The sequence below is a fragment of the Clostridium sp. CMCC3677 genome, from assembly GCF_023845585.1.
Classification (GTDB): Bacteria; Bacillota; Clostridia; order Clostridiales; family Clostridiaceae; genus Clostridium; species Clostridium aquiflavi.
Window position 1 is genome coordinate 14,173 of the sequence record NZ_JAMQHS010000011.1, and the last position, 19,112, is coordinate 33,284.

General features: G+C 28.7%; 16 protein-coding genes and 1 other annotated feature. Of the genes, 1 reads left to right on the forward strand and 15 read right to left on the reverse strand.

Going from position 1 to position 19,112, the window contains the following annotated elements; all coding sequences use genetic code 11:
- Positions 1-56 precede the first annotated feature (56 nt).
- From metG to NG901_RS13820, 11 genes are all read right to left on the reverse strand, one after another.
- Entirely contained in the window at positions 57-1,994 is a 1,938-nt protein-coding gene (metG, locus tag NG901_RS13770; protein WP_252215690.1) for a methionine--tRNA ligase, read from the reverse strand.
- A 178-nt stretch (positions 1,995-2,172) separates the two neighbouring features.
- Positions 2,173-2,410, reverse strand: a binding site (T-box leader).
- Positions 2,411-2,505: 95 nt separating this feature from the next.
- Positions 2,506-2,895: a dihydroxyacetone kinase phosphoryl donor subunit DhaM gene (gene dhaM / locus NG901_RS13775; protein ID WP_252215692.1), complete on the reverse strand. Its 390-nt coding sequence runs from the start codon at positions 2,893-2,895 to the stop codon at positions 2,506-2,508.
- Between the two features lie 2 nt (positions 2,896-2,897).
- Positions 2,898-3,536, reverse strand: a complete 639-nt coding sequence (gene dhaL, locus NG901_RS13780; protein WP_252215694.1) for a dihydroxyacetone kinase subunit DhaL — start codon at positions 3,534-3,536, stop codon at positions 2,898-2,900.
- A gap of 27 nt (positions 3,537-3,563) precedes the next feature.
- A complete protein-coding gene (gene dhaK / locus NG901_RS13785; protein ID WP_252215696.1) occupies positions 3,564-4,559 on the reverse strand; it encodes a dihydroxyacetone kinase subunit DhaK in 996 nt (331 codons plus the stop codon).
- 97 nt (positions 4,560-4,656) lie between these two features.
- Positions 4,657-5,361, reverse strand: coding sequence for an MIP/aquaporin family protein (locus NG901_RS13790; RefSeq protein WP_252215697.1), 705 nt, complete (start codon positions 5,359-5,361; stop codon positions 4,657-4,659).
- A 400-nt stretch (positions 5,362-5,761) separates the two neighbouring features.
- Entirely contained in the window at positions 5,762-7,168 is a 1,407-nt protein-coding gene (locus NG901_RS13795; protein WP_252215699.1) for a sigma-54 interaction domain-containing protein, read from the reverse strand.
- Between the two features lie 158 nt (positions 7,169-7,326).
- Complete coding sequence (locus NG901_RS13800; RefSeq protein WP_252215879.1) at positions 7,327-9,102, reverse strand: aminopeptidase P family protein; 1,776 nt, start codon at positions 9,100-9,102, stop codon at positions 7,327-7,329.
- A 121-nt stretch (positions 9,103-9,223) separates the two neighbouring features.
- Positions 9,224-10,834 carry an ABC1 kinase family protein gene (locus NG901_RS13805; protein ID WP_252215700.1) on the reverse strand — a complete coding sequence of 537 codons (1,611 nt, stop codon included), beginning with the start codon at positions 10,832-10,834 and terminating at the stop codon, positions 9,224-9,226.
- Between the two features lie 48 nt (positions 10,835-10,882).
- Entirely contained in the window at positions 10,883-11,215 is a 333-nt protein-coding gene (locus NG901_RS13810) for a phasin family protein (protein WP_252215701.1), read from the reverse strand.
- Between the two features lie 103 nt (positions 11,216-11,318).
- Positions 11,319-11,846 (reverse strand): nucleoside recognition domain-containing protein, encoded by a 528-nt coding sequence (locus NG901_RS13815; RefSeq protein WP_252215703.1) that lies wholly within the window; start codon positions 11,844-11,846, stop codon positions 11,319-11,321.
- A 15-nt stretch (positions 11,847-11,861) separates the two neighbouring features.
- Positions 11,862-12,437 (reverse strand): nucleoside recognition domain-containing protein, encoded by a 576-nt coding sequence (locus tag NG901_RS13820; RefSeq protein ID WP_252215705.1) that lies wholly within the window; start codon positions 12,435-12,437, stop codon positions 11,862-11,864.
- Positions 12,438-12,546: 109 nt separating this feature from the next.
- Here NG901_RS13820 and NG901_RS13825 point away from each other — a divergent pair, with 109 nt between their 5' ends.
- Positions 12,547-12,732, forward strand: coding sequence for a hypothetical protein (locus NG901_RS13825; protein ID WP_252215706.1), 186 nt, complete (start codon positions 12,547-12,549; stop codon positions 12,730-12,732).
- 54 nt (positions 12,733-12,786) lie between these two features.
- Here the strand turns inward: NG901_RS13825 and NG901_RS13830 are convergent, their stop codons facing one another.
- The 4 genes from NG901_RS13830 to ileS all read right to left on the reverse strand — a co-directional run bounded on the left by NG901_RS13830 (position 12,787) and on the right by ileS (position 19,052).
- Positions 12,787-14,166, reverse strand: a complete 1,380-nt coding sequence (locus tag NG901_RS13830; RefSeq protein WP_252215708.1) for an MATE family efflux transporter — start codon at positions 14,164-14,166, stop codon at positions 12,787-12,789.
- Positions 14,167-14,290: 124 nt separating this feature from the next.
- A complete protein-coding gene (locus tag NG901_RS13835; RefSeq protein WP_252215711.1) occupies positions 14,291-14,716 on the reverse strand; it encodes a viral A-type inclusion protein in 426 nt (141 codons plus the stop codon).
- A gap of 120 nt (positions 14,717-14,836) precedes the next feature.
- Positions 14,837-15,835 (reverse strand): LacI family DNA-binding transcriptional regulator, encoded by a 999-nt coding sequence (locus NG901_RS13840; protein WP_252215713.1) that lies wholly within the window; start codon positions 15,833-15,835, stop codon positions 14,837-14,839.
- Between the two features lie 106 nt (positions 15,836-15,941).
- Complete coding sequence (gene ileS, locus NG901_RS13845) at positions 15,942-19,052, reverse strand: isoleucine--tRNA ligase (RefSeq protein ID WP_252215715.1); 3,111 nt, start codon at positions 19,050-19,052, stop codon at positions 15,942-15,944.
- Positions 19,053-19,112 lie beyond the last annotated feature (60 nt).

Here is a 19,112-nt window from a genome sequence, read left to right on the forward strand (position 1 = left end):
ATTAATGGTTACGGAACACCTCACCCCCTAAATGAGGTGTTCCTTTTATTTTATATTTATCTAACTATACTTCCGCTTAAAATTTCACCTGGATCTACAATCTTTAATTCACTATCATCATCAGGTGCTGCACATAAAATCATACCTTGCGACAATTCTCCTCTAAGTTTTACAGGTTTTAAATTTGCAACTAAAACTACATTTTTACCTATTAATTCTTCTGGTTTGTAGTATTTAGCAATTCCTGACACCACTTGTCTTTCTTCGCCACCTAAATCAACCTTTAATTTTAAAAGTTTTTTAGCACCCTTTATTGGTTCACATGCTAATACCTTAACAACTCTTAAATCCACTTTTTCAAAATCATCAATTGTGATTTCTTCTTTTATAGGAGTTATTTCTCTTTTAGCTGGTGCTTGTGCTGCCTTTAATGCTTCTAACTCTTCAAGTTTCTTTTCTACATCTATTCTTGGGAATAAGTTTTCGCCTTTAACTACCTTAGTTCCAGCTTTTATTCCATCAAATGACTTTAAAGATTCCCATGATATTTCAGAAGTATTAATTTGTTCATTAATCTTCTTAGCTGTATCTGGTAAGAATGATGAAATCATTACTGAAGCAAATCTTAAACTTTCAATTAAGTTGTAAAGTACTGTTCCTAATCTAGACTTCTTACTTTCATCTTTAGCTAAAATCCAAGGAGTTGTTTCATCTATATACTTATTAGCTCTGCCTATTAATTCAAATATATGCTCTAGTGCTAAAGGAATGTTTAATTCATCAATAGCTTCTTGAACTTTGTTTGGAGCAGCTAATGCTAAGTTTATTAATTCTTCATCAAATTCTCCACTTTCAGCTTGTGGTTGAATTTCTCCTCCGAAGTATTTTTCAATCATTGCGACACTTCTTGATAAAAGGTTACCTAAATCGTTACAAAGATCTGAATTTATCTTTTTTATGAATATTTCATTGTTAAATAGACCATCTGCGCCAAATGGAATTTCTCTTAATAAGTAATATCTTACTGGATCTACTCCAAATTCGTTAACTAATACAACTGGATCTACAACATTACCTTTAGATTTTGACATCTTTCCACCATCAACAAGTAACCATCCATGACCAAATACTTGTTTTGGAAGTGGTAAATCTAATGCCATTAACATTATTGGCCAATATATTGTATGGAATCTTAATATATCTTTTCCTATTAAATGTACATCTGCTGGCCAGAATTTATCATATAATTCTTTATTATCTTGACCATATCCAAGTGCAGTAATATAGTTTGATAATGCATCTATCCATACATAAACAACATGGTTTTCATCAAATGTTACTGGAACACCCCAATCAAAGCTAGTTCTTGAAACACATAAGTCTTGAAGACCTGGTCTTAAGAAATTGTTTAACATTTCATTTTTTCTTGATTCTGGTTGAATGAAGTTTGGATTTTCTTCTATATACTTAATTAATCTATCAGCATATTTGCTCATCTTAAAGAAGTAAGCTTCTTCTTTTGATTTTTCAACTGGTCTGCCACAATCAGGACAATTTCCATTTACTAATTGAGTATCTGTCCAGAATGATTCACATGGAGTACAATACCAACCTTCATAAGAACTCTTATAAATATCCCCTTGATCATGTAATTTTTTAAATATATCTTGAACTGCTTTTACATGATAATCATCTGTAGTTCTAATAAATTTATCATAGCTTACATTCATCATGCTCCAAAGATCTTTAATACCTGCTACAATCTCATCTACATGTTCTATTGGAGTAATTCCTTTTTCTTCTGCTATTCTTTGGATTTTTTGACCATGCTCATCAGTACCTGTTAAGAACATTACATCATATCCTGTTAATCTTTTAAATCTTGCTAACGCATCAGCAGCTACTGTAGTATAAGTATTTCCTATATGTAGCTTCGTTGATGGGTAATAAATTGGTGTAGTTATATAATATGGTTTTTTACAATCTTTGCACATTTTAAATAATCCTCCTTATTTTAAACAATACTCTAGGTATTGTTTTTAGCATTTTTAATATAGTGTTGATATTTTAATAAAGTAGCTGAACCATGCTTTAATGTACAATACAATTAGCAGCTTATAATAGACAATTGTTATAAATCAAAAAAGTCTCTATATAGGTATATTAAACCTATATAGAGACGTATATACGTGTTACCACTCTACTTTTTATTTATTTCACAATAAATAACTCAATAGGTGACTATCATCACCTTGCATTATAACGGATGCTGCCGTAAATTCCTTAACAAATATTGCTCGGGAAATATGCTCCGAGGCCATCTTCATGAAAATTTCTTCTGCTAACTTTCACCATACATTAGCTCTCTTTAAAAATTCCTTTTCATTACTCTTCTCTTCATAGCATTTATATACTTATTATAATAGAATAAATATATTTTCCTGTCAAATAAAAAGCTGCATTATATTAAGTTTTTAACTTAATACAATACAGCTACTTTATATATTAAGAAATCTTATTCAAAGACATAGGTTTAAGTACTTCTTTAATTTCTGATAAAGATTTATCCATACTAGCTTCAACAGCTGCAGTAATTGCACCTTCTACTAAAGGAGCATCTATAATTTCTACATTTTCTCTAATGTTATCATCTAAAAATTCTATAGCCATTTCCGTGTTCATAAATGCACTACCTAAGTCAAATAATACAAGTACACCATTATCACTATAAACAGACTCTATTGCACTAGTTATCTTAGAAATATCTGTGCCTATTCGTCCATCACTAGTTCCACCTGCATCTACAATTGAAACTTCTGGCGCCATTTGAAGTGCAACTTCTCTAACACCTTTTGCTATAAAATTACTATGTGAAACAATTACTATACCAACCATAATTAATTCTCCTCTTTAGTTAATTCTTCTACTATAGTATTTAAGATTAAATACATTGAAGTAGCTCCTGCATCGATATGTCCTATACTTCTTTCTCCTACATAACTCGCTCTACCTTTAGTTGCAACTATATCTTTAGTATGTTCCATACCATTTTTAGCTGCCTCTTTAATTTCAAGTAATACTTCTTTAACAGATTTATTTTCTCCAATAGACTTTTTAGCTGCTTCAATTGATGGTGATAAAGTATCAATCATTGTTTTTTCCCCTTCTTGACCTTTACCTCTCATCTTTATTCCACCTAAAGCCTCTTCTAAAACTTTGATAAAATCATTTATGTCCATTTCACTTTTTTTATTGACTACCATAGCAGCTTTCATAAAAGCAGTTCCATATAACGGACCCGAAGCTCCTCCTACATTAGACACTAAAGCCATACCAGAGTTTTTAAATATATTTCCCAAATCATCTTCAGGTAAATCTTTTATTTTTTCAATAACAGCTTTAAAACCTTTGTTCATATTTAGACCATGATCACCATCGCCTATTGCTGCATCTAATTCACTTAAATATAATTTATTTTCTTCTATAACTTTTTCTACTTTTATTAGAATGTCTTTTACTTCCTTTACTGTTACCATAATTAACCCTCCTCTAATATGATGATACTAAATAACCTTAAATCCTGGAGTATCAGCTTTTGCATCAAGTAATTCTTTAAGTTCACTATCAAGTTTTAGTACTGAAACAGAACATCCTGCCATTTCTAGTGAAGTCATAAATTCTCCAACAAAAGTTTTATGAATACTTATTCCTTTATCTTTCAATAATTGATTTATTTTTTTATTTACAATATATAATTCCATATAAGGTGTTGATCCTAATCCATTTATCATAACAGCTACTTCATCACCACTTGAAATTTCTATATCTTCTAGAATTTTACCTAATAAATGTTCTGCAACCTGATCTGCAGTTGATATTTTTTCTCTATGAGTTCCTGGTTCTCCATGAATACCCATACCAATTTCTATTTCATCTTCTCCTAAAGTGAAGTTAGCTTTACCTGCTGCTGGTACTATACAAGATGATAAAGACATTCCCATACTTCTAACGTTTTCAATTACCTTTTCAGCAACACTTTTTACTTCTTCTAAATTTCCACCAGCTTCAGCCTTAGCTCCAGATAATTTATGAACAAATACTGTTCCTGCAATACCTCTTCTTCCAGCTGTATATAAACTATTTTCAACTGCTACATCATCATTAACTATAACTTGTTCTACCTTTATACCTTCCATTTCAGCCATTTCCTTTGCCATTTCAAAGTTCATAACATCTCCAGTATAATTTTTTATAACAAGAAGAACTCCATTTCCATTGTCAGTTGCTTTAATTGCTTCATACACTTGATCAGGAGTAGGTGATGTAAATACTTCTCCACAAACTGCGCCATCTAACATTCCGAAGCCAACATATCCTCCATGTGCTGGCTCATGTCCACTACCGCCACCACTAACTATTGCGACTTTATTTTCTGTTTTTTCACTTCTTACTAATACATTAGCATTATCCAATTTTTTTAAATACTCTGGATGTGCTGCCACAATACCTTCTAACATATCTGATAAAACATTATCTGGATTATTTATTAACTTCTTCATTATTAAACGCCTCCTAAATATATAATTTTAGGCCTTGCTAGAATTTATCCAGCAAGACCTTTGATTTTATTTTAACTTTATAATAATAGCTATTTAATTAAACAATTGCTTGCCATAAGAAAGCACCGATTAAACCACCAACTATTGGAGCTACTACTGGAATCCAAGAATATCCCCAGTCTGAATCTCTTTTGTCTGGTATAGGTAAAATAGCATGTGCTATTCTTGGTGATAAATCTCTACAAGGGTTAATTGCATATCCTGTAGGACCACCTAAACTTAAACCTATTACAAAGATTAATCCACCAACACATAATGTGTTAAGTCCTGGTGCCATTTGAACAGCGCCTAATCCTAATATACCAAATACTAACATGAATGTTCCAATAAGCTCACCCATGAAGTTTATTCCAGTATTTCTTATTACTGGAGCTGTACAAAATACTGCTAATTTGCCATCTTTGTCATCAGTTGCTTTAAATTGATCATAGTACATAATAAATACTAATATAGCTCCTAGGAAAGCTCCTAAGAATTCACCTGCAAAATATTCTGGAACCACTGACCATGGAATAGTTCCGATTGCAGCAAGTGCTACTGTTAATGCTGGATTAAAGTGAGCTCCACTGTATCCTCCAAACATTAATGCTGGAATAGCAACAGCTAGTGCCCAACCAGTTGTAATAACTATCCAACCTGCTCCTGTACCCTTTGAATCCTTTAAAACAACGTTTGCAACAACGCCATCTCCTAGAAGGATAAGTAACATTGACCCGATTAATTCAGCCATAAAAATTGACATAAATAATACCTCCCATTTTATAAATTATTTATTTACACTTATATTAGTAGCAATAATCATGCCAAAATATTCTAATTGTTACATTTAGGACAAACAGTACCTTTACACAATATTTCATCATTATATACATTGGTGTTTTTTCATAATATTGGTCAAAATTCCCAAGTGAAAACGTTTATATTGCGCTTTTTTACCAATAAATTATATTTTTTGCACTTATATTTATTCCAATAATCTGTATTTAAAATCTATTAATCGCACTTATTTCATATCATTAAAACTTTTTCTAACTAATACACTGCTAATATTATAACCTATCAATACTTTTATAGAAGATTTATTCTGAAATTGTTACAATATCTTTACAATTTTAATACATTTATGGTTCACAGATATAAATTTATTTTCTTCTCCAATTAACTGTTTTTTCTATTCCAAATTCCTTAGCCTTTGCTGCTATTGTCTTATGATTTAACCCTAATATTTTACCTGCTGCATTAAAACTACCATACTTTCTCAATGCTTTTTCTATTATCATCTTTTCATATGTTTTCATTGGCAATACTTCATCTAATTCTTGAATCGTATTTAAAATTTCATTTTTAGAAGATCCTCTAAAATCGTTCTCAGTAAATATTTTAATATTATTTTTACTTTCTTTTTGTGTTGCTTCATTTATATACAAAGGTATATCTTTTATAGTAATAATTTCACTTTCATTTAAAGCTAATATTCTTTCTATTACATTTTCTAACTCTCTGACATTACCATTCCATGAATAATTCATAAATATATTAATTACATCTTTTGAAAATTGCTTATGTTCTCCTGTTTTTTGAAATTTATTAATAAAATGATTAACTAACATAGGAATATCCTCTGATCTATCCTTTAAGCAAGGAATTAATACTGGAATAACATTTAATCTATAATATAAATCTTCTCTAAATTCACCTGACTTAACCATTTCTTCTAAATTTCTGTGTGTTGCTGCTATAACTCTAACATCCACCTTTATAGTTTCTTCCCCACCAACTCTTTGAAATTCTTTATATTGCAATACTCTTAAAATTTTAGCTTGAGTATTTTTATCCATTTCACCTATTTCATCAAGAAATATAGTTCCATTGTTCGCTAATTCAAATTTCCCTAATTTTCTTTTTATAGCACCAGTAAATGAACCTTTTTCATGTCCAAATAATTCACTTTCTATTAAATTTTCTGGTATAGCTGCACAATTAACGCGTACAAATGGGCCTTTTTTGCGATTACTTGCATTATGAATTCCTTCTGCAATCAATTCTTTACCAGTACCACTTTCCCCTCTGATAAGTACTGTTGCAGAACTTTTAGCTGATTTAGTCGCTAAATTTAATATATCTAAAATTTTATTACTTTTTCCTATAAATTTATTAAATGCCTTATCAGGTTTATTGGAAATACTAACCTCATTATCATTTAATTTATTGTTAATTACTAAACCATAAGTATTGTATATATTAATATCCTCTAAAAGATTATCTTCATTAATATAACTTTCTAATAACACTTCTATATTTTTAAATACTAATTCTAAGTCATTACTTCCATCTATTATTAAAGTTAATTCCTTCGCTTCTGATATGTTTAAAAGTATATAACCTAATATTATTGTAGCTGGAATTTCTCCTCTCTCTTTAATATCGAGAATTATTTTAACATTATATGTTTCTTCTAAATCAAAAATTTTTTTTATAATAAATACTACTACTTCAAAATCTAAATACTTTTTGTTATTGTCAATTTTTATTTTCCTAACAATTCTCATGCATACACCTCTAATCTATAAGTAATCTTTAAATATATTCTTTTGAAAATAAAAATACTATAACTCCTATTGTTACTGGAATTGAAATAATATCTAATTATATAAAGAAACTATTAAGTTAAAATTCACTTAATAGTTTCTTTTTTAACTATTTAAATTTATATTTCTCTAGTTGCATTCTTAAGAAAGTTCTTTTCTTCATCATTTAAATAATGACTTAACTTAGCATAAGTTTCTGCATGGTAATTATTTAACCATTTTTTTTCTGCTTCTGTTAATAATGATTCATCTATACCTTCTAAATCTATTGGACAATATGACATTACTTCGAATTTGTAAAATTCTCCACCATCATTGGTCTCTATGTCATTAGCTACTAACATTACATTTTCAGTACGTATTCCATGCTTTCCTTCTTTATATACTCCTGGTTCATTTGTTAATATCATTCCGGGTTCTAAAACTACAGTGTTAGGGACTGGTCTTATTGATTGTGGTCCTTCATGAACACTTAGGAAAAATCCTACTCCATGTCCTGTTCCACATTTATAATCCATACCTTCATCCCATAAAATAGTTCTTGCTAATACATCCAAGTTTGAACCTGTTGTTCCTTTTAAGAATTTTGCTTTCATAAGATTTATATGAGATTTTAAAACTAAAGTAAAATCTTTTTTTTCTTCATCTGTTAGTTTTCCTAAAATAAAGCTTCTAGTTATATCTGTAGTTCCATCTAAATATTGTCCACCAGAATCAACCAAAAGTATTCCTTCTGGTTTTAATTCATAAGCACTTTCCTTTGTAGCTGAATAATGCATCATAGCTGCATGTTCTTTATATCCTGCAATAGTTCCAAAACTTTCTTCTACAAAAAGATCACCTTTGCTTCTTAATTCTAATAACTTCTCCGATACAGTAAGTTCTGTTATGTTTTCTTTTCCTACATTTTCTTTAAGCCATTTTAAAAATCTAACCATAGCTACACCATCTTTTATTTGGCATTTTCTAAGATTTTCTATTTCAACACTATTTTTTATAGCCTTTAATTTTGTTGTTATATTTTCTTCTTCTATTACTTTTACATCATCATTTATTAATGTATATATATAAGCACTTACTTTATTAGAATCTACTATAACGCTATCTTTTATTTCTTTAGCATTTTCAAATATTTTATTATATTCTTCTACCTTAATACCTTCATTGTTTAACTTTATTTCATCTTCATTTGATAGTTTATTTTTATCTATATATAATGTAGCTTTTTCTTCACTCACTATTGCATAAGCTAATGCAACTGGAGTATCTTTTACATCATTTCCTCTTATATTGTAAAGCCAAGCAATGTCATCTAATGAAGATATAATATATGAATCTCCACCAATTCTTTTCATTTCAGCTCTAACTTCTTGAATCTTTTCTTTTGCTGATTTACCACAATATTTTACATCATGTAAAAAAGCTTTTTCTTTAGGTAGTTGTGGTTTATCAGTCCATATTTCTTGAATCAAGTCTTTGTCCATCACTATATTTATATCTTTTTTATCTTTTATTTTCTTAAATTCTTTATATTCATTTATAGAAAATAGTCTTCCATCAAAACTCAAGGTTTCTCCTGATTTCATATTCTCCATTAACCATTCATTTAATGTTGGCCATCCTGGTATTCTCATTTTATATAATTCAATTCCTGAATCTTTTAATTGTTGCTCAGCTTGAATAAAATATCTACCATCCGTCCAAAGAATTCCTTTTTCTCTTCCTATTAAAGCTGTTCCTGCTGAGCCAGTAAATCCTGTTATGTATGCTCTTGATTTAAAATGTTCAGCTACGTATTCGCTTTGGTGAAAATCACCACTAGGAACTACATAGTAATCTATATTTTCATTTTTCATTATTTCTCTTAATTTTTGTATTTTTTCAAAAGTTCTCATATAATTCATTACCTTTCTCTAAATAATTTAACCCATATTTATAAAATAAAAATAAGATACCAACTATTCTTGATATCTTATTAATTATATCACAATTTAAATATATTCTTTATTATAAATATTATTGTTTCATATTAAAACGCCAATATTTTATCATATTTATTAAAAGTATTAATGCAAAAATAGTTGAAATGCTATAGCCAACAACACCAATTAATGATACTCCATTATACTTAGGTCCTACATTTTTAGTTATTACTAGAGATGAACCTATAATTAATGACGCTATCAATAATCCTGTTATCATCCTATTTACCATTTTATTTAGCTCCTGAAATATATAATTTTTATCTTGTACTATGAGTTGTAATTTAGCTTCTCCTAAAGACATTTTAGTTAATAACTCTGATACTTTAGAGGGTATCCTAATACCATCCCTTCCAAATGAATATAGTGATACTATTAGTTCTTCACTTGTAAGAATGTCAAATATTATATCCTTGTTTTTTGCTTTTATAAAAGATATTATAACATCTATAATTTCTAGCTCAGGATCTATTTCAGCTATAACCCCTTCTAATATTACTACTCCTCTTATTAGTGATACTAATTCTCTTGGCAACTGTAAATTGCTTTCCTTTGTTAAATAAAATATCTCCTGTAATAATACAGATATTTTTATATTCTTTATTGATGTAGTTAGATATGTATCAAACATATATGATACTCCATCATATAAATGCATTTTATTTACTTTTCCCTTTTTTATTGAAACCGCTAATATATATTCTATAAGTTTTTCCTTATCTCTAGTTGCTATAGCTAACATCATTGAATTTAAAGTTTTCTTCGTACTATCATTCAATTGCCCTACAATGCCAAAGTCAATAAAACAAATTTTACCGCAATTTATTAATAAATTTCCCGGATGAGGGTCTCCATGAAAAAAGCCATCTTTAAATACTTGCTTACAATAAGATAATGCTAATTTTTTTGCAATATCTTTATTATCATATCCTTCATCTTTAATTCTTTGTAAATCATTTATTTTAAATCCCTCTATTTTTTCTAATACTAGTACTTTGCTGCTTAATAATTCCTTTACTATATAAGGTGCATAAATAGGTACAATATTTTTATTGTTAAGCCTAAATTTTTCAATATTTTTTCCTTCTAAAATAAAATTTAATTCTTCTTCTGCAGTCATTTTCAATTCTCTCAAAGCCTCTATAGGATCAATGGGTAAAGTAATTTTTGTTTTAGTAAATTTAAATATTCTCATTAAGATAGCTATATCCAAATGTATTTTTTCATAGATGTCTGGTCTTTGTATTTTTATAACTACCTTTCTTCCATCTTTTAATACACCATCATAAACTTGAGCTATAGATGCAGATGCTATTGGAATCACATTAATATTTTCAAAATATTCTTCTAAGGAGATATTTAATGAGCTTTCTAGAACAGATTTCATTACCTCAAAATCTTCTTGTGGAGCAGAATCTTGTAATTTTACTAATTCATCTATATACTCCTTAGGAAGTATATCTGGTCTTGTACTCATTATTTGACCTAGTTTAATGAATGTTGGTCCAAGTTCCTCAAATGCATTTCTTAAATTCGTAGGAGATTTCTTATATTCAACTTGTTTGCTGTCAAATATATATCCAAAACCATAACTTGCAAAAACCTTTATTATTTTTTTAAATCTCTCTGAAGATTGATTAGCCACAGATTCTCTCCTCCTTAGAAGAATAATTTCTTATTTAAAATAGAACCTTTATTTATCTTTTAATTTTTCTTCTATATTGCTGATTCTATCTTTTAGTTCATTAAATTCTTCTTTCGTAATAAAATCAAATTCTTGAAGTATGTCATAAATATCATCTTTAGTTAATGGTTTAATTTCATTAATTTTTTCATTAGCCTTAGATTTTACATTATCTTTTTTTTCTTTTATCTCCCTTTTTAATTCTTCTGAAAGTTCTTTGCCTTCTTCTATTGTTACTTTGCCTTTTTCAACTAATGTATTTATAACTTCATTAGCTTTTTCATAAGTCATAGTTGTTGCTCCAACCATAGCGACAAACAAATTTCTTGCTTCTTTAATCAACAAAATCATCTCCTAAAATATATGTTTAATATATACTATTAAATTAAGTTATGAATGGGAATTAATATTAATTAAATCTTATTATATGTTTAATTTATAAATTTTATTTAATTAGGAATAAATTAACCATTAAAACTGCCATTATTATAGCTGTTAAATCAGCAAAAATAGCTGCCCATAATGTATGTCTTATTTTCTTTACTTTTACAGCGCCAAAGTAAACTGTAATGGTATAAAAAATAGTTTCTGTTGTGCCCATTACAACTGAAGAAATTAATCCTATTTTAGTGTCAGCTCCAAAACTTTTTATGATATCTGTAAACACTCCTATAGCTCCACTGCCTGAAAGTGGCTTTATAATTATTAATGGTATTATTTCTTTAGGTAATCCTATTAAATTTCCTATTGGTGCAATTAAATTATTTAAAACATCTAATAAATTAGATTCTTTAAAAATTTGCACTGCTATAATCATAGCTAATAAAGCTGGAAATATTCTTAGGCATACATTTAAGCCTTCTTTAGCACCCTCTATAAACCATTCATAAACCTTACGCCCCTCTATCATCCCATAACTTATAATTAATAAAAAAATTATAGGAATTATACTTTTACTCAAATAATTAAGCATATATCATCAGCTCCCTTAAAAATATTTCTGTAATATCTTTGCACATATTATTCCTACTGTCGCTGCTGTAGCTGTAGATATTAAAGCAGGAATTATAATAACTCCCGGATTAACAGAATTGCAAGCTGCTCTTATAGATATAATTGTTGAAGGTATTATTTGAATACATGCTGCATTTAAAACTAAAAAAAGCACCATGTCATTAGATGCCCTCTCCTTCTTACCATTTAACCTATCCATTTCTTCCATAGCTTTAATTCCAAAAGGTGTTGCTGCATTAGAAAGTCCCATCATATTTGCTGTAAGATTCATAACTATAGCACCTAAAGCTTTTTCATCCTTGGCTGCATCTTTAAAAATAAGTTTTAAAAAGGGCTTCAATACTCTGGATATTTTTTCTGTCAAACCACTTTTTTCTGCCACCTTCATAACGCCACACCAAAAACACATTATTCCAGTAAGCTCAATTATAAAAGTGACTGTTGACCCTGATGCATTAACTATTGATTTAGAAATTATATCTCCATTACCACTTATTAAGCCAACTAAAATTCCAAAAAAAATCATAGCAAACCAAATATAATTAATCATATTCTCCTCCAAAATGTAATTATTCTTTACATATATATGCCTTGCACTTATTTTTTAGTAGTGATAGGATATATGTATTCAATATAAATTGACTTAAAGGAGAAACTTTATGAAGGAAGAAAACTTAAAAATAGCACAACAAGATATAGAAAATGCACTAAAGACTGTACAAGATATGGAAAAATCTCTTAGTGAAAATGCTGATTCAAAAGAACAAATAAAAGAAAAGTTTATATTGTTGTCTGAAACAGTTCAAAATTTAGAAAACCTTTTAAAAAACGAAGGAATATTATAAAAATAAAATCCCACATCTTAATTTTTTAAGATGTGGGATTATTTTATATAAAACTTAAGCTTCTAATACTTGAGTACTGCTCTTCTTAATTGAATCTTTTTTTAAATTATTATTATATCTTAAGAATACTATTAATGTTATTAATGATGAAATCAAATCAGAAGCTGCTCCAGCAACCCATACTCCTGTTAATCCAATGAATTTTGGAATTATTATTAAAAATGGTATTAAGATTATAACTTGTCTTAATAAACTTAAAAACATTGAAACTTTGACTTTACCTATTGATTGGAAATAATTTGTTGTTACTATTTGAGCTCCTATTAATGGTAGCATAACCAAGAAGATTCTCATTCCTGATGTACCAATTCTTAAAAGCTCTGGATCTCTATTAAATATTGAAATTAATAATTCAGGTATTGTTTCTACAACTATAAATCCTATTGTTACTATTACAGTAGCTACTATTGCTGTATATTTTAATGTCTTTTTAGTTCTATCATATTTTTTAGCTCCAAAATTATAACCTACAATTGGTTGCATACCTTGATTCAATCCAAAAATAGGCATTAAAAATATCATAACTAAACTATTTATTATTGTCATAGCTCCAATTGCAGCATCTCCTCCATACATTTGAAGAGAATTATTTGAAATTACTTGTACTGCACATTGAGCAACTTGCATACTAAATGGACTCATACCAATTAAAAATATGCTAACAACAACTTTTTTATTTAATTTTAGATATTTTCTTCTTATTTTAAGTATACCCTTACCTTTAGTAAAGTAGTATAAAATCCATATAGCTGATACTATTTGAGAAATTACAGTGGCAATTGCTCCGCCTGCTACTCCAAGATCTAGTACAAATATAAATATTGGATCTAATATTATATTTATAATTGCTCCTATTAGCATTGAAAGCATGGCAACTTTAGGACTTCCATCACTTCTTATAGAGTGATTTAAACCAAAACCAATCATATTAAATATAGTTCCAATAAATATTATTCTAATATAATCAACTGCATAACCTATAGTGTTTACACTTGCTCCAAACATAATTAAAAGTGGACGCATAAAAATTAATCCTACTACAGTTAATAATATACTTATTATTATTATTAATGTAAATGCATTTCCTAAATGATGTTCTGCACTCTCTTTATCATGTTCACCTAATTTAATTGATATTCTTGTAGCTGTCCCTATTCCAACTAGCATACCAAATGCCATAACAATTGTCATAATAGGCAATGTTATCCCAACTCCAGTTATCGCTAAATTCCCTATTTCAGGAATATTGCCTATATAAATTCTATCAATTATATTATATAAAGTAATTACTAACATTCCAACAATAGCTGGTATTGAAAATTCTAATAATAATTTTCCTATTCCGATTTCTCCTAATCTCTTTTGATCGTTCAATAAAATTCCTCCTCTTTTCGTATAATTCTTATAATTACAATACTAATCATTCTAACATTTAGTAAAAAATTTTACAATTCAATATTTCACGCTAATTACGTTGATTTAAACCAAATGTAAACTTTTAAATTAAACCTTTAACTAATTCTTTAAGTTTTTCGTATGTAATATGATTATAAGTTTCTATGTCAATTTGATGCTTATCTTGTACGACTATAGTAGGAACTTCAGTAATATTATATTTATCTATAAGATTTTGTTGTTCTTCATTAGTTACATAATCTAAGCTTATATGGACTAAGTTAAAATTAATCTCATCCTTCAAATCCTTTAACATTATCTCAGACTCTAAGCTTTCTTCTTTATTTATTAATCCTTTAAAAAATATAACTGTTGGTAATGACTTGTCTATATCATTAAGTGATTTAACATATTCTAATTTATAACTAAATTCTTCTTCTGTGACTTTTGAATTTTTCTTATTAACAAAAAATCCTGCTAACAAAATAACTATTATTATTAAAAAGCACACAAGTACCCTTTTTTTCATTAATTCACGTCCTCCTTAAATATATTTTATCTATAAAAACCGTATTTATTATATAAAAATAAGGTGCAATAAAATAACTTAATACTTTTATTGCATCTTACTTATAATAATACCTTTTATTTAAATTGTACTATCTCTTTCTACTAATTCATGTTCTAAAACATAATGAGCTGTTTCTAACTCTTTATCATTTAAGATTTTTATTAACATTCTCATTGCAACTGATCCCATATCATATGTTGGTTGAGAAATAGTTGTTATCTTTGGATAGAAAATTGAAGCTGCATAGTTATCATTAAATCCTATAACACTAACATCTTTAGGAATTTCATATCCTTTTTCTCTTAATCTATTTATTGCTCCCATAGCAATTTCATCTGATGCACATACAATTCCATCAAATTTTTTATTTTTACTTATGAATTCATCAATAGCATCATATCCTGTTTTTACTTTTACTGTATCTAAGTATACTAATTCTTGATCTAATTCAATGCCGTCTTCTTTAAGAGCTTTTTCGTATCCTATGTATCTATCTCCCCAAGCATTCATATGATTCTTTTCAGTTCCTATAAAAGCAATATTTCTAAGACCTTTTCCTATTAAATACTTTGTGCTATCATAACTTCCTTTTATATTGTCTATTGTAACACTTGGTAATCTGCTTTCTTTATCTTTAGTTTCAACAAGAACAGTTTTTAAATTTAATTCATTAATCAATTCTAAAATTTCTTCTTGAAGTGAACTACTCATATAAAGTACTCCATCTACCATTTTTTCTTTAAGAACTCTTAAATATTCTTTTTCTTTTTCTATATCTAAATCTGAATTACATAAGATTACATTGTAATCATATATATTAGAAACATCTTCGGCTCCTCTTACTATTTCTGGGTAAAGTTGATTTGATACATCAGGTAATAGTATACCTATAGTTTTTGTTTTTTGTGTTTTTAAACTTCTAGCTATTATATTAGGTCTATATCCTAATAATTTTATTGCATCCAATACTTTCTTTTTAGTATCTTCATTAACCACATCAATATCGTTTAACACTCTAGAAACTGTTGCTATCGAAACTCCCGCTTCTCTTGCAACGTCCTTAATAGAAGCTGCCATAACCATTCCTCCTTTATATTTTAAAGTAATTATATAAACTACTATTTATTGATAAAAGGCTAGAGTCAAAAGTAGTAACTTAGATTCTAGCCTATTAAATGTATTATTACTTAACAACCTCAACTGTCATATCTAAGTTTTCACCATTTATAATAGTTTGTGTATAATCACAAGTTTCATTATAAATAATATCGGAAGTTAAAGTTTCTTTCTTTATTGTTTCTGAGAATTTTTTAATTATATCTAATAATAACTCGTTGTTAGCTACATAAAGTTTTATCTTATCAGCTACTTCAAAGCCTTTATCTTTTCTCATGTTTTGTATTTTAGAAATAACTTCTCTTACATGGCCTTCTTCTCTTAACTCATCAGTAATATGAGTATCAAGAACAACACCAATTTCACCTTCACCAGCAAAAGCATATCCTTCTAAACCTTGCATAGTTACAAGAATACTTTCTGAATTTAACTCAATTTCAGTTCCATCAACGTTTATAACTTCAACGTCTCCGCCCTTAATCTTTTGAGCTAATTCCATTTGGTTTCTAGCAGCTATTTCTTTTCTGATTCCAGGTATTAACTTACCATAAGTTCTACCAAGTACAGGTAAATTTGGCTTAAGTTCAAAGTTAACATGTTCTGAAAGATCTGCACCAAATTGAATTTCTTTAATATTTAACTCATTAGTTATAATATCACCATAATATTCAGGAAGTGATGCTATAGAAACTAAAATTTCTGAAAGTGGCTGTCTGTTCTTAATATTAGCACCATTTCTAGCACTTCTACCAAGCTTAACTATTGTGTAAGCTAAATCCATTTCTTTTTCTAATTCCTTGTTTATAGCACTTTCATCAACTTGTGGCCATCTAGTTAAGTGAATACTTTCTTCTGCTGCATTATCTAAATTAACTACTAAGTTTTGATAAATTTCTTCTGTTACAAATGGTACAAATGGTGCTGCAACCTTTGATAAAGTAACAAGAACTCTATATAAAGTTACATATGCTCCTATTTTGTCATCATTAACAGTTTCTGTCCAGTATCTAGATCTATTTCTCCTTACATACCAGTTAGATAATTCATCAGTAAATTCTTCAATACTTAATGCTGCTGCAGTTATATCATAAGAATTTAACTTCTCATCAACAGTTTTAATTAATGTATTTAACTTAGACATTATCCACTTATCCATTACATTTTCAGACTTAAAGTCAGCATATTCTAATGGATTGAATGAATCTATATCTGCATATAACACATAGAATGAATATACATTCCATAAAGTACTTAAAAACTTTCTTTGAGATTCTCCTACATCATCAGTTGAGAATCTAGTTGGAAGCCATGGAGCACTTGCAGTATAGAAATGCCATCTTGTAGCATCTGCACCTTGAGAAGATAAAACTTCAAAAGGATCTACAACATTACCCTTAGATTTTGACATCTTTAAGCCCTTCTTATCAAGAACATGACCTAAAACAATACAATTTTCAAATGGATTTCTATCAAATACAGCAGTTGAAATTGCTAGTAATGTATAGAACCAACCTCTTGTTTGGTCAACAGCTTCTGATATAAATTGAGCTGGATAGTTTTGTTCAAATAATTCTTTATTTTCAAACGGATAGTGCAATTGAGCAAATGGCATTGATCCTGAATCAAACCAACAGTCAATAACTTCCTTAGTTCTCTTCATTTCCTTACCACAATGAGCACATTTTAAATGTACATTGTCTATATAAGGTTTATGAAGTTCTATATCTTCTGGTACATTAATTCCTTTTTCCTTAAGTTCTGCAATACTTCCTATACATTCTTTGTGTCCGCATTCACATTCCCAAATCGGAAGTGGAGTTCCCCAATATCTATCTCTTGAAATACCCCAGTCAATAACATTTTCTAAGAACTTACCAAATCTACCTGTTCTAATGTTATCAGGGCACCAATTAATCTTGTTATTATTCTCTAAAAGTTTATCTCTTAGAGATGTCATTCTTACAAACCAACTTTCTTTTGGATAGTAAAGAAGTGGTGTGTCACATCTCCAACAATGTGGATATGAGTGAAGATGTCTTGCAGTTTTAAATAACTTATTATTTTCTTCAAGCCATTTGCAAATACTATCATCACACTTCTTAACAAATTTACCTGCCCATGGAGTAACTTCTTCTACGAATTTACCTTCTTTATCAACTAAATTGATAAAAGCTATTCCATTTGCTTTAGCAACTAAACTATCGTCTTCACCATAAGCTGGTGCTATATGAACTATACCAGTACCATCTGTTAATGTTACATAATCGCCATGAATTACTTCAAAAGCTTTTCCTTCAACTTTACCAAAAGGCATTAATTGTTCATATTTAGTTCCAAGAAGTTCTGTTCCTTTGAATTCTCTTATTATTTCGTAATCTTCTCCAAGAACTTTATCAGCTAAATCTTTAGCTAATACATAAACTTCTTCTTCCACTTTTGCTTCTATATATGTGTAAGCTTTATTTATACAAAGAGCTAAATTTGATGGTAATGTCCATGGAGTTGTTGTCCAAGCTAATATAAACTTGTTTTCTTCTCCTACTACTTTGAACTTAGCAATAGCAGTTAAGTCCTTAACATCTTTATATCCTTGAGCAACTTCATGAGATGAAAGAGCTGTTCCACATCTTGGGCAGTAAGGCATTACCTTATGTCCTTCATATAAAAGTTCCTTATCCCACATTTGTTTTAAAGCCCACCATACTGATTCAATATATGGATTGTGGTAAGTTACGTATGGATGCTCCATATCAACCCAATAACCAATTTGTTCAGTCATCTTTTCCCACATGCTAACATATGTAAATACGCTTTCTTTACATTCCTTAACGAATTTCTCTACACCATATTCTTCGATTTGTCCTTTTCCTGAAATACCAAGTTTCTTTTCTATTTCAAGTTCAACTGGAAGACCATGAGTATCCCAACCTGCTTTTCTTATTACTTTATAACCCTTCATAACTTTATATCTTGGGATTATATCTTTCATAACTCTTGTTAATATATGACCAACATGTGGCTTTCCGTTTGCTGTTGGAGGGCCATCATAAAAAGTAAAATATTCACCATCTTGATTTGAGTCAAAACTCTTTTTTATAATGTTTTTTTCATTCCATAGTTTTGCTACATCTTGTTCCATATTTACAAAACTTTTTGAAGAATCAACTTTTTTATACATTTTATTTTCCCCTTTCATAATTAGTACTTTTTCATTATTACTTTTTAAAATTTAATATAA